The organism is Stenotrophomonas sp. (assembly GCF_036662295.1).
Taxonomy (GTDB): Bacteria; Pseudomonadota; Gammaproteobacteria; order Xanthomonadales; family Xanthomonadaceae; genus Stenotrophomonas.
The window spans coordinates 1-12,123 of record NZ_JAVWXA010000118.1 but is presented as its reverse complement, the minus strand read 5'-3'; the positions used below and the strand labels follow the sequence as shown (position 1 = coordinate 12,123).

Below are 12,123 nucleotides of genomic sequence, written 5' to 3'. Positions count from 1 at the left end.
ACATCGACGACCGCATCGCGCTGTCGGAGAGCATCACCGGCGATGCGCTCACCGATTACGTGCAGCAGCAGTTCGGCGTGGCCGGCCTGCAGAGCGCCAGCTTCTTCGTCAATGCCGCCGATACCCGCACGCGCGGCGCCGAGCTGGTGAGCAACTGGCGGCAGTCCCTGGGCAATGGCGAGCTGGTGTTGACCGGCACCTATGCCTATACCAAGACCACCTTGAAGAACGTGCTCGCCACGCCGGCCAGCCTGCTCGCGCTGGACCCGGACTATGTGCTGTTTGGCGTGGAGGAAACCAACACCCTCACCGATGCCACCCCGCGCACCCGCGCCGCGCTGGCCGCCAGCTGGGCCAACGACCGCTGGTCGCTGAGCAGCCGGGTCAACCGCTACGGCAGCGTGACGCGCGTATTCAACTTCGGCGACGGGTTCGTGCCGCGCCAGACCTACGGGGCCGAGTGGCAGCTGGATGCGGAAGTGGAGTTCAAGATCACCCCGCAGTGGAGCGTGGCCGTGGGCGGGCAGAACCTCACCGACAACTATTCGGACCTGTCCAACGATGACATCTACTACTACGGCAACCTGCCGTATGACGTGCTGTCGCCGGTGGGCAGCAACGGCGCGTACTACTACGGGCGCGTGCGCTACACGTTCTGATCGACCCGCGCAGGGGCAGCCGACCGACGGTCGGCTGTACGGGACAGGGGCGGCCGGCCCGAGGTCGGCGCCCATGACCTGGCGATCACACCCACGCTGGCATGTTGGCGGGCATGGCCAACGACCTCCCCACGCGTCCGCCGCCGCCGTTGTTGGACGACGCCTGTGCGTTGTTCCTCGACGTGGACGGCACCCTTATCGAATTCGAGCGCGACCCCCAGGCGGTGACCCTGCTGCCGGAAGTGCGCGAGGCCATCGGTCGCATCAGCGACCGCCTGGAAGGCGCCGTCGCCCTGATCAGCGGCCGCCCCCTGGGCCAGCTCGACGACCTGTTCGCCCCCCTCCACCTGCCGGCCGCGGGCCTGCATGGCCATGAGCTGCGCCGCGCCGATGGCCAGGTGGACAGCATCACCGACAGCACCGACACCAGTGAATGGCTGCACGCGGTGCATCAGCAGGCCATGCGCTTTGCCCACGGGCATCCCGGCGTGCTGGTCGAAGACAAGGGCCACAGCCTGGCCCTGCACTGGCGCGGCGCGCCGCACGCGGCCAACGACGTGCGTGCCTTCGCCGAACGCCACATCCGCGGCCACGCCGGCTATCGCCTGCAACCGGGCGACCACGTGGTCGAGTTCGTGCCCCAGGGCAGCGACAAGGGCCGCGCCCTGCAGCAGTTGATGCAGGAGACGCCGTTCCGTGGCCGCTTGCCGGTATTCCTCGGTGACGACCTCACCGACGAGTTCGGCTTCGATGCCGCCAACGCCCAGCATGGCTGGAGCGTGCTGGTGGGCGCGCGCAGCCCCAGTGCGGCCGTGTTCGCCCTGCCGCACATCCGCAGCGTGCATGCCTGGCTGCAGGAAAACGCGTACTGACCCACCGCCGCGCCCGCGCCGCCGTGCGCGCGGGCATTCCTCCCTGCGTGCCGCCGGCCCTGCGTGCCGCGGCCTGCCTTGAACGAGATTGCAGTGCCCATGAAAGAACCCGATCTGAATCTTGGCGTCGTCGGCAACGGCAGCTTCGGCGCATTGATCGACGCGCAGGCGCGCGTGGTCTGGAGCTGCCTGCCCACCTTCGATGGCGACCCGGCCTTCTGCGCCCTGCTTGGCCCCAACCAGAACGAAGGCGGTGATTTCGCCATCGAGCTGGAGGACCTGGTAAGCAGCGAGCAGCACTACCTCACCAACACCGCCATCCTGCGCACCGTGCTGCACGACAAGCACGGCGGCGCGCTGGAGATCATCGACTTCGCCCCGCGCTGGCGCCAGAACGACCGCTTCTACCGCCCGGTCAGCCTGATCCGGCAGGTCCGCCCGCTGGCCGGCAACCCGCGCATCATCGTGCGCGCGCGGCCGCTGGCCGACTGGGGCGCGCGCGTGCCGGCCTCCACCTGGGGCAGCAACCACATCCGCTGGGAACTGCCCGAGCACGTGCTGCGGCTGACCACCGACGTGCCGTTGCGACTGGTGCGCGATGGCCTGCCCTTCGTGCTCAGCCACCCGGTGCACCTGGTGCTGGGCGTGGACGAGTCGCTGAACCGCTCGCTCAGCGGCTACGTGCAGGAATCCTTCCAGCGCACCGGCGACTACTGGCGCGAATGGGTGCGCTACCTCTCCATCCCGCTGGAGTGGCAGGACGCGGTGATCCGCAGCGCCATCACCCTCAAGCTGTGCCAGTACGAGGACAGCGGCGCGATCATCGCCGCGATGACCACTTCGATCCCGGAAGCGCCGGGCAGCATCCGCAACTGGGATTACCGCTACTGCTGGCTGCGCGATGCCGCCTTCGTGGTGCGCACGCTCAACCGGCTGGGCGCCACCCGCACGATGGAGCAGTTCCTGGGCTACATCTTCAACCTGGCCACCGCCGATGGCAGCCTGCAGCCGTTGTATGGCATCGGCTTCGAGACCCGCCTGGATGAAACCGAAGTGGCCTCGCTGTCCGGCTACCGCGGCATGGGCCCGGTGCGGCGCGGCAACCTGGCCTGGGTGCAGCGCCAGCACGATGTGTACGGCAGCGTGGTGCTGGCCTCCACCCAGCTGTTCTTCGACCAGCGCCTGCAGGACCCCGGCGATGGGCATACCTTCGCGCGCCTGGAACCGCTCGGCGACCAGGCCTTCGCCCTGCACGACGTGCCCGATGCCGGGCTATGGGAGTTCCGCGGCCGCACCGAAGTGCACACCTACACCAGCGCGATGTGCTGGGCCGCCTGCGACCGGCTGTGCAAGATCGCCGTGCGACTGGGCCTGGACGACCGCGCCAACCACTGGCGCGCGCGTGCCGACATCATCCACGCGCGCATCCTGCGCGAGGCGTGGAGCGACGAGCACGGCCACTTCACCGATACCTTCGGTGGCCACCGCCTGGACGCGTCGCTGCTGCTGCTGGCCGACATCGGCTTCATCGAGGCGACCGACGCACGCTTCGTGGCCACCGTGGAGGCCATCGGGCGCGACCTCAAGCATGGCAATGCGCTGTACCGCTACGTGGCCCCGGATGATTTCGGCGAGCCGGAAACCAGCTTCACCATCTGCACCTTCTGGTACATCGACGCCCTCGCCGCGATCGGGCGCCTGGACGAAGCGCGCGAGATGTTCGAGATGCTGCTGGAACGCCGCAACCACCTCGGCCTGCTGTCCGAGGACCTGGCCTTCGACAGCGGCGAAGCCTGGGGCAACTTCCCGCAGACCTATTCGCACGTGGGCCTGATCACCGCGGCCATGCGCCTGTCGCGCAGCTGGCAGGAGGCCTCGTGAGCCGCCTGGTCGTGGTCTCCAACCGGGTCGCGGTGCCCGGTGAAGCCACTGCCGGTGGCCTGGCGGTGGGGCTGCTGGCCGCGCTCAAGGAACGCGGCGGCATGTGGTTCGGCTGGAGCGGCAAGTCGGTGCGCGACAAGAGCGGCACCCTGCACGAGCAGACCGAAGGCGATATCCGCTACGTCACCATGGACCTGACCAAGCGCGACGTCGACGGCTACTACAACGGCTTTGCCAACCGCACGCTGTGGCCGCTGCTGCACTTCCGGCTGGACCTGGTGGACTACGATCGCGCCACCCGCGAAACCTACCGCCAGGTCAACGCGCTGTTCGCCGACAAGTTGGCCCCGCTGCTGCGCGAAGACGACATCGTGTGGATCCACGATTACCACCTGATTCCGCTGGCCTCGCTGCTGCGCGAGCGCGGCATCGGCTGCCGGATCGGTTTCTTCCTGCACGTGCCGATGCCCTCGGCGGACCTGCTGCAGGCCATGCCCGACCACCTGCGGCTGTTCTCCAGCCTGTACGCCTACGACCTGGTCGGCTTCCAGACCCAGCGCGACGCCGATCGTTTCCAGTCCTACGTGCGCCTGTTCGGCGGCGGCCGGGTGCTGGCCGATGGCGAACTGGAGGCCCCCGGTGGGCGCCGCTTCCGGGCCGCGGCCTTCCCCATCGGCATCGACACCGCCCACATCGAGCGCCAGGCCAAGGCCGGCGCCAACAAGCCGGCGGTGCGCGACCTGCGCAACAGCCTGCGCGATCGGCAACTGGCCATCGGCGTGGACCGGCTGGACTACTCCAAGGGCCTGCCGGAGCGCTTCATGGGCTTCGAGCGTTACCTGGAGCGCCATCCCGACCAGCGCGGCAGCCTGACCTACCTGCAGATCGCGCCGGTGTCGCGCGGGGATGTCACCGAGTACCGGCAGCTGCGCAGCCAGCTGGAACAGATCGCCGGCCACATCAACGGCGGCCATGCCGCACCGGACTGGACCCCGCTGCGCTACGTCAACCAGAACTTCACCCACGCCACCCTGACCGGTTTCTACCGGGCTGCGGCAGTGGGCCTGGTTACGCCCCTGCGCGATGGCATGAACCTGGTGGCCAAGGAGTACGTGGCCTCGCAGGACCCGGAAAATCCCGGCGTGCTGGTGCTGTCGCTGCTGGCCGGCGCCGCCGATGAGCTCAAGCAGGCGCTGCTGGTCAACCCGCACGATCTGGACGGCGTGGCCGATGCCATCGCCACCGCGGCCACCATGCCGCTGCGCAAGCGCGTGGAGCGCTGGCAGGCGATGATGGAGCACCTGCGCGCGCACGACATCAACCACTGGCGGCAGACCTTCCTGCAGGCCCTGGAAGGCTGAGTTGCGGGGTGCACGGGGCCGCCCACCGGCCGCGCCGTGCATCCTTTCGAATGGTGCGGATAGTGCGCAACGCGCGACGCTTTTGGCCCGGTCCGACTGCGCCCGTCGCATCGACCGCAGCCGCACCCCGAACCGCCCGGCTCTGTCGCATTCAACCTGTCGTCCGGCCAAGTCGCCGGCCCTGCGACATCTTGCAACAATAGCCATTGTTTATCGCAGAGCATTCGCGCCCGGCGAAAGCGAAAGCGCGCGCGGAATTTCATTTCGCATTGACGCTGCCTGACCAAAGTGACGCCCCCAAGAGCCCACCCACATCGCGTGGGCCCGTCCGCCCCGCCGCGTGCGGACGACATTTCAAAGGGAATCGATCACATGTCAGCGCTTGACCGTTTCATAGACGACGCCGCCACGCGGCTGGACCTGGGCTACCGCGCACGCACCGTGGTGGGCGTGCTGGCCGGCTGGATCGCCGCACACCCGCTGGGGCTGGACGGGCTGGAACAGCAGTTCGAGCAGGCCGGACTGGGCCCGCACTTCCGGTCCTGGCAGGACCCGGCCGCCACCCCGCGCCCTCTGCTGGCCAGTGAACTGGAACAGGCCATCGGCAGCCATGCACTGGCCACGCTGGCGCGCCGCACCGGCTTCCCGCCGGGCACCTTCCGGGTGATCGCGTGCGAGCTGCTGCCGCCGCTGATCGGCCTGGTAACCCCGCCGCACGGGCATGCGCGCCTCGTCGCCGGTGCGCCGCGGCCGGTGCTGCGCCCGCGCATGGCGCGCGGCGCGGTGCCCTCGCGTGCGATGCATGGCCTGGCCCTGCGCAGCCTGCTGTGGGTGCTTGCCGGGCTGACCGTGGTCGGCCTCACCGCATGGCTGTTTGTGAAAATGCGCACCCCGCACTGGACACCCCCGGCCATCACTGCCCAGCACGACGCCTCGCTCTCGCTGCAGCAGCACGGCCAGCGCCTGCAGGTGCGCGGCCGGCTGCCGACCGAGGCGGCGCGCCGGCAACTGTGGAACGCGCTGGTCGCCGTGCATGGCCAGGCCAACGTGCACGGCACGGTGCACCTGGACCCGGCCGCACGCCCGCCGCGCTGGCTGCACCGGGTGGTCAAGCGCGTGCCGCAGCTGCAGGGCGACGGGATGCAGCTGGATTTCGATGGCCCGCGCCTGCACGTGGATACCACCGCCATGGCCGACTCGCATCGGCTGGCCATCTCGCAGGTGCTGCGCCGCGACTTTGCCGACCTGCACAGCACCGGCCTGTGGGGGCCCGGCCTGGCGGCGCTGGATCGGCTGCCGCCGACGGCCGGGGCCGCGCCGCTGCTCGATGCCCTCAACCAGACCCGGCTCACCTTCGTGCCGGGCACGGCCGAGTTCACCGGTGACTGCGCCGATACGCTGCAGGCCGTCGCCGATGCCCTGCGCATGGCGCCGCCCGGCCTGCGCGTGGCCGTGGACGCGCATACCGACGGCAACGGCGATCCGCAGGCCAACCTGCAGCTCAGCCAGCAACGTGCCGACGCCGTGGTGTGGGCCCTGCGCGGGCAAGGGGTGCCGCCCTCGATGCTGGTGGCGGTCGGCCATGGCCAGGAACACCCGCTGGCCGACAACCGCCACGACGCCGGGCGCGAGCGCAACCGTCGCATCGCCTACCGCCGCGTGGGTCCCGACCCGGGCGACGCGCTGGCCCTGCTCGCGCACTGAGCGTGCGCGATCAGTCCAGGAAGCGCGCGGCCTGCTCCGGTGCCGGCAGGTAACAGCGCGCGTGGCGCCCGAACCAGCGGTAGCGGTTGCGCGCCACGGCCCGGTAGGCCACGTCACGCCACCGCTTGGGCAACGCGCGCAGCACGGCCGCCAGCCGCCACGGCCCGCCCAGGCCGACCAGCACGCGCACGATCGCGTCGGTGTCGGTCCAGGCCTGGCTGTCCTCCAGCAGCAGGAACGACAGCGGATCCTCCGGGTCCAGCCCATGCTGCAGCAGCAGGGCGCGCCCATGCGCGCCCTGCATCGCCGCGAACTGGTAGCGACCCTTCCGGTCGAAGCGCAGCAGGAAACGCACCCAGCGGCTGCACAACGCGCAGACGCCGTCGAACACGATCACCGCCTGGTCCGTGGAGGTTCGGGCAACGCCCATGGGCTCAGCCCTCGATCCAGGCCAGGCTGGCCATGCGCCCGGTGCGCCGGTCGCGGCGATGGGAGAAGAAACGCTGCGGGTCGGCGATGCTGCACAGGTTCCCGCCACTGATCGCCTGCGGTTCAATGCCGGCATCGTGCAGGCGCTGCCGCGCCAGCGCGTACAGGTCCACGCGCCAATGGCCGTCGCGGGTGGGCACGAAGGCCGCCGTTGCCGCCGCATCGTGCGCCACGAACGCGTCGAACACGTCCTGGCCCACCTCGTAATGGTCCGGCCCGGCAGCCGGCCCCAGCCACGCCTGCAGCTGCGCGGGCGGGGTGTGCATGGCCGCCACGGTGGCCTCCAGCATGCCGTCGGCCAGCCCCCGCCACCCGGCATGCGCGGCGCCGATTTCACGCCCGTCGCGGGCCGCCAGCAGCACCGGCAGGCAGTCGGCGGTCAGGATGGCCAGCACCACGCCGGGCACCGCGGTCACCGCCGCATCGGCCGTCGGCTCCACCGCCACCCCCTGCGCCGTGGGCGGCGCATGGAAACGCAGCACCGTGGTGCCGTGTACCTGGCGCAGCCAATGCGGCGCGGAGGGCAAGGCCAGCCCGGCCTGCAGCTGGTCGCGGTTGCGCTGCACCTGCTGCGGGTCATCGCCATCGGCGGCGTAGCGGTTGCCCATGTTGAACTGGTCGAACGGGGGCAGCGAGCCACCGGCGCCGTAGCGCAACGTGGTGCAGGCCCGCACCTTGGGCGGTGCAGGCCAATCGGCCGCCATCACCGGCACCGTTGCGTCCATCAGCGGCGCCCGCGTTCCAGCTCGGCGAAGCGCTTGCTGTCTTCGCGCAGGGCCTGCATCAGGGCCAGCATGTCCGCCGGCGGCGGGGCGCTGTTGCTGATGGTTTCGCCGGTGATGGGGTGCACGAACTCCAGCGTTTCGGCATGCAGCGCCTGGCGCTTGAAGCCGCGCAGCTGCGCGACCAGTTCGTCGCTGGCGCCCTTGGGCAGCTTCAGGGCGCCGCCGTACAGCTGGTCGCCCACGATGGCGTGGCGCAGGTGCGCCATGTGCACGCGGATCTGGTGGGTGCGGCCGGTTTCCAGGCGGCACTCCAGCGCGGTGTGCGCACGGAAGCGTTCGCGCAGGCGGTAATGGGTGATCGCATCCTTGCCGTCCTCGCGCACGGCCATGCGCACGCGGTCGCGCGGGTGGCGGTCGATCGCCGCATCGGCGGTGCCGCCGGAGACCAGCGCGCCCACCACGATGGCCAGGTACTGGCGGTGCACCTCACGGGCCGACAGCTGTTCCACCAGCGCGGTCTGCGCCTGCAGCGTGCGCGCGATGACCATCACCCCGCTGGTGTCCTTGTCCAGGCGGTGCACGATGCCGGCACGTGGCAGCACCGACAGCGACGGATCGCGGAACAGCAGCGCGTTGACCAGGGTGCCGGTCGGGTTGCCGGCACCGGGATGGACCACCAGGCCCACCGGCTTGTTGATGACGAACACGTGCTCGTCTTCATAGAGCACGTCCAGCGGGATGTTTTCGGGCTCGGCGTGGGTCTGGGTGTCGAGCACGACATGCAGGCTGGCCACCTCGCCGCCGCGCACCGGGTCGCGCCCGCGCACGGACTGGCCATCCAGCAGGACGTCGCCGGACTTGATCCACTCGGTCAGCTTGGACCGGGAAAACTCGGGGAACAGCTCGGCCAGTACGGCATCGAAGCGCCGGCCAGCGGCGGTATCGGGCACCACGGCCTGGCGGGGGGATTCGGATTCAGAAGCGTTATCGGACATGGGAAAAAGCACCGCAAGGAGACAAATTTGGGGTCCGGGCGACCACTTTCAGTCGCAGGACAGGCCACTAGGCTATCATCGACCCTTCGTATTCCAGCCGCGTCCCGCCCTGACCCCATGATCCGACGCTCCTTTTTGCTGTCCGCGCCCGTCCGCACCGCCGCCCTGCTGCTGGTCCTGGCCCTCGTCGCCACTGGCTGCCACCGCGGCACCAAGGGCGATAACCCGGATGAAGGCCAGCCGGTCGAACAGATCTACGAGAAGAGCCACCGCCTGATGGAAGGCGGCAACTGGAGCGGGGCCGAGGCCAGCTTCCGGCGCCTGATCGCCCAGTATCCGTACGGTCCGTACACCGAGCAGGCGATGATCGAGACCGCCTACGCCCAGTACAAGGCCGGCAAGCACGATGACGCGGTGTCCAGCGTGGACCGCTTCATCCGTACCTACCCGACCCACCGCAACATCGCCTACCTGTACTACCTGCGCGGCCTGTCCAACGGCAACCGCAATACGGTCTTCCTGCGCCGCGTATGGTCGCTGGACCCGAGCCGCCGCGACCTGTCGACCCCGCGCCAGGCCTACGCCGACTTCAACATCGTCGTGGACCGCTACCCGAACAGCCGTTACGCGGCCGATGCGCGCAAGCGCATGCTGGAGCTGCGGGACGTGTTCGCCCAGCACGAGCTGGACAACGCCCTGTACTACCTGCGCCGCCAGGCCTGGGTGTCGGCCGCCGGCCGTGCCAACTACCTGCTGGAGACCTATCCGCAGAGCGCCTACCAGTACGACGCGGTGGCTGCCCTGGGCGAGGCCTACACCCACCTGGGCAACAAGACCCTGGCCGACGACGCCCGCCGCGTGCTGGAGCTGAACGAGCCGCAGCATCCGTGGCTGGCCGGCAACTGGCCCAAGTATCCCTGGATGATCCGCAAGCTGAACCCGTTTGCCGGCGAGAAGTCCGCCAGCACCGGCCAACGCAACGCGAAGCTGGAACGCAAGTAATGAAAAGGCCCCGAAAGGGGCCTTTTTTTTGAGTCGTTGACCGCGCCCGTCCGCGCGACGAAACCGGTAGTGCCGGCCCATGGCCGGCATCCCACAGCCCCCGTCGGGTTATCCCGGGTACCCGTTGCTGATCGGGTAGCGGCGTTCACGTCCGAAGGCCCGGCGGGACACCTTCGGGCCGGGCGCGGCCTGGTGGCGCTTCCACTCGCTGGTACGCACCAGCCGCAGCACGCGGTCCACCACCTCGGCGGCGTAGCCGGCGGCCACGATCTCCTCGCGCGACTGCTCCTGGTCCACGTAGCGGTAGAGGATGCCGTCCAGCACGTCGTAGGCCGGCAGCGAATCCTGGTCGGTCTGGTTGTCGCGCAGCTCGGCCGAGGGCGGGCGGCTGATCACCGCCGGCGGGATCACCGGCGCGCCGCCCACCGTGTTGCGCCACTTGGACAGCCCGAACACCTCGGTCTTGTACAGGTCCTTGAGCGGCGCATAGCCGCCGCACATGTCGCCGTAGATGGTCGCGTAGCCCACCGCGTATTCGCTCTTGTTGCCGGTGGTCAGCAGCAGGCCGCCAAACTTGTTGGACAGCGCCATCAGGATCACCCCGCGGCTGCGCGACTGCAGGTTCTCTTCGGTCACGTCGGCCGGCTGGCCCTCGAACATCGGCGCCAGCGCCGTCATCAGCCCTTCGAACACCGGCTCGATCGACACCGCTTCCAGCTTCACCCCCAGCGCGCGGCACTGCTCGGCCGCCAGGTCGTTGGACATGCCGGCGGTGTAGCGCGACGGCAGGCGCACGGCGGTCACGTTGTCCGCGCCCAGCGCATCCACCGCCATGGCCAGCACCAGCGCCGAGTCGATGCCGCCGGACAGCCCCAGCCACACCTTCTTGAAGCCGTTCTTGCGGCAGTAGTCCTGGATGCCGCGGGTGACCGCGCGCCAGGCCAGTGCGTCCATGCTCTCGTCGCCATCGTCGATCCACTCGCGCGGCAGGAAGCGGCGGGCCTGCGCGTCGTAGTCCACCACCAGCCACTGGTCGGTGAAGGCGGCCGCGGCCGGGTGCACCGTGCCATCGCCGTCGGCCACCACCGAGGCGCCATCGAACACCAGCGCATCCTGGCCGCCGACCATGTTGAGGTAGGCGATCGCCGCCCCGCTCTCGCGCGTGCGCTCGGCCAGCAGCGCATCGCGCTGGGCGTGCTTGCCGCGCTCGTACGGGGAGGCATTGGGCACCAGCACCAGCTGCGCGCCCGCGCGCACGGTGTCGGCCAGCGGTTCGGCAAACCACAGGTCCTCGCAGATCAGCACGCCCACCGGCACGCCCTTCAGCTCGAACACGCAGCTGCCGCCATCGGGGTCGACGTCGAAGTAGCGGCGCTCGTCGAACACCGCGTAGTTGGGCAGCTCGCGCTTGCGGTAGGTGTGCTCGACGCGGCCATCGCGCAGCACGCTGGCCGCGTTGTAGACCACCGAGCCACTGGCCTGCGGCCAGCCGACCACGGCGGTGATGCCGGTGGTGGCCTGGGCGATGCGCTGCAGGGCCTGCTCGCAGTCGTAGAGGAACCCCGGCCGCAGCAGCAGGTCCTCCGGCGGATAACCGCTGATGGCCAGCTCCGGCAAGACCACCAGCTCGGCACCGTACTCATCGCGCGCCTCGGCGATCATCGCGATGATGGAGTCGGTATTGCGCGCCACGGCACCCACCGGGAAATCAAACTGCGCCATCGCGATGCGGATCGAAGCCATGAAAGGTCCAGCCTGTAGAGGTACTACGCGCATTGTAGTGCCGGCCGCTGGCCGGCATCCACGCATACCTCCAACGCCTCGTGACACGCCGGCCGCTGGCCGGCAACCACGCATGGTTCAAACACCTCGTGACCCGCCGGCCGCTGGCCGGCAACCACGCACGCGTCGATCACAGGATCCGGCGACGGCCAGAACGCAGAAAGGCCGCCCGGAGGCGGCCTTTCTGGTAGCCGACCAACGGTCGGCTCTACCCAACGTCGGCCGCGGCTGCGGCCGGCGGCTTACTTCACCAGCTTGGCGATGGCAGCGCCCAGGTCGCCCGGCGAGCGCACGGTGACGACACCGGCCGCTTCCATGGCGGCGAACTTGCCTTCGGCCGTGCCCTTGCCGCCCGATGCGATCGCACCGGCGTGGCCCATGCGCTTGCCGGCCGGAGCCGACGCGCCTGCGATGAAGCCGACGACCGGCTTCTTCACGAACTGCTTGATGTACTCGGCACCGGCTTCTTCAGCGTCGCCGCCGATTTCGCCGACCATGATGATGCCCAGGGTCTGCGGATCTTCGTTGAACAGCTTCAGGCAGTCGACGAAGTTCAGGCCGTTGATCGGGTCACCACCGATGCCGATGCAGGTGGACTGGCCCAGGCCGACTTCGGTGGTCTGCTTGACCGCTTCATAGGTCAGGGTGCCCGA

The 12,123-nt window shown here is 69.6% G+C and carries 9 protein-coding genes and 2 pseudogenes; 6 read left to right on the top strand and 5 right to left on the bottom strand.

Annotation, left to right across the window (positions count from 1 at the left end; genetic code table 11):
- The 5 genes and pseudogenes from RSA25_RS16880 to RSA25_RS16860 all read left to right on the top strand — a co-directional run.
- Positions 1-659, top strand: a pseudogene (locus tag RSA25_RS16880) (TonB-dependent receptor); the annotation flags it as partial.
- 113 nt (positions 660-772) lie between these two features.
- Positions 773-1,531, top strand: a complete 759-nt coding sequence (gene otsB, locus RSA25_RS16875) for a trehalose-phosphatase (protein WP_332810000.1) — start codon at positions 773-775, stop codon at positions 1,529-1,531.
- A 99-nt stretch (positions 1,532-1,630) separates the two neighbouring features.
- The gene (locus tag RSA25_RS16870) at positions 1,631-3,412 is read left to right on the top strand and encodes a glycoside hydrolase family 15 protein (RefSeq protein ID WP_332809999.1); all 1,782 of its coding nucleotides are present in this window, start codon (positions 1,631-1,633) and stop codon (positions 3,410-3,412) included.
- Entirely contained in the window at positions 3,409-4,773 is a 1,365-nt protein-coding gene (gene otsA / locus RSA25_RS16865; protein WP_332809998.1) for an alpha,alpha-trehalose-phosphate synthase (UDP-forming), read from the top strand. Before RSA25_RS16870 ends, otsA begins: the two co-directional genes overlap by 4 nt.
- Before the next feature lie 372 nt (positions 4,774-5,145).
- Positions 5,146-6,477, top strand: a complete 1,332-nt coding sequence (locus tag RSA25_RS16860) for an OmpA family protein (RefSeq protein ID WP_332809997.1) — start codon at positions 5,146-5,148, stop codon at positions 6,475-6,477.
- A 10-nt stretch (positions 6,478-6,487) separates the two neighbouring features.
- On the opposite strand, the gene RSA25_RS16855 is transcribed toward RSA25_RS16860, so the two are convergent.
- The 3 genes from RSA25_RS16855 to rluD are packed head-to-tail and all read right to left on the bottom strand — an operon-like array spanning position 6,488 to position 8,686.
- Positions 6,488-6,907 (bottom strand): thiol-disulfide oxidoreductase DCC family protein, encoded by a 420-nt coding sequence (locus tag RSA25_RS16855; protein ID WP_332809996.1) that lies wholly within the window; start codon positions 6,905-6,907, stop codon positions 6,488-6,490.
- A gap of 4 nt (positions 6,908-6,911) precedes the next feature.
- Positions 6,912-7,691 (bottom strand): peptidoglycan editing factor PgeF, encoded by a 780-nt coding sequence (gene pgeF, locus RSA25_RS16850; protein WP_332809995.1) that lies wholly within the window; start codon positions 7,689-7,691, stop codon positions 6,912-6,914.
- Complete coding sequence (gene rluD, locus RSA25_RS16845) at positions 7,691-8,686, bottom strand: 23S rRNA pseudouridine(1911/1915/1917) synthase RluD (RefSeq protein ID WP_332809994.1); 996 nt, start codon at positions 8,684-8,686, stop codon at positions 7,691-7,693. The genes pgeF and rluD overlap by 1 nt, the downstream gene beginning before the upstream one ends.
- Before the next feature lie 117 nt (positions 8,687-8,803).
- Between rluD and RSA25_RS16840 the strand changes: the two genes are divergently transcribed.
- Complete coding sequence (locus RSA25_RS16840) at positions 8,804-9,688, top strand: outer membrane protein assembly factor BamD (RefSeq protein ID WP_332809993.1); 885 nt, start codon at positions 8,804-8,806, stop codon at positions 9,686-9,688.
- A gap of 108 nt (positions 9,689-9,796) precedes the next feature.
- Here RSA25_RS16840 and RSA25_RS16835 read toward each other — a convergent pair whose 3' ends face one another.
- Positions 9,797-11,431 carry an NAD+ synthase gene (locus tag RSA25_RS16835; protein WP_332809992.1) on the bottom strand — a complete coding sequence of 545 codons (1,635 nt, stop codon included), beginning with the start codon at positions 11,429-11,431 and terminating at the stop codon, positions 9,797-9,799.
- 281 nt (positions 11,432-11,712) lie between these two features.
- A pseudogene (locus RSA25_RS16830) lies at positions 11,713-12,123 on the bottom strand (succinate--CoA ligase subunit alpha); the annotation flags it as partial.

Coding starts and splice junctions, on each gene's coding strand:
- otsB (WP_332810000.1), top strand. CDS start 773: ATGGCCAACGACCTCCCCACGCGTCCGCCGCCGCCGTTGTTGGACGAC.
- RSA25_RS16870 (WP_332809999.1), top strand. CDS start 1,631: ATGAAAGAACCCGATCTGAATCTTGGCGTCGTCGGCAACGGCAGCTTC.
- RSA25_RS16860 (WP_332809997.1), top strand. CDS start 5,146: ATGTCAGCGCTTGACCGTTTCATAGACGACGCCGCCACGCGGCTGGAC.
- RSA25_RS16855 (WP_332809996.1), bottom strand. CDS start 6,907: ATGGGCGTTGCCCGAACCTCCACGGACCAGGCGGTGATCGTGTTCGAC.
- pgeF (WP_332809995.1), bottom strand. CDS start 7,691: ATGGACGCAACGGTGCCGGTGATGGCGGCCGATTGGCCTGCACCGCCC.
- rluD (WP_332809994.1), bottom strand. CDS start 8,686: ATGTCCGATAACGCTTCTGAATCCGAATCCCCCCGCCAGGCCGTGGTG.
- RSA25_RS16840 (WP_332809993.1), top strand. CDS start 8,804: ATGATCCGACGCTCCTTTTTGCTGTCCGCGCCCGTCCGCACCGCCGCC.
- RSA25_RS16835 (WP_332809992.1), bottom strand. CDS start 11,431: ATGGCTTCGATCCGCATCGCGATGGCGCAGTTTGATTTCCCGGTGGGT.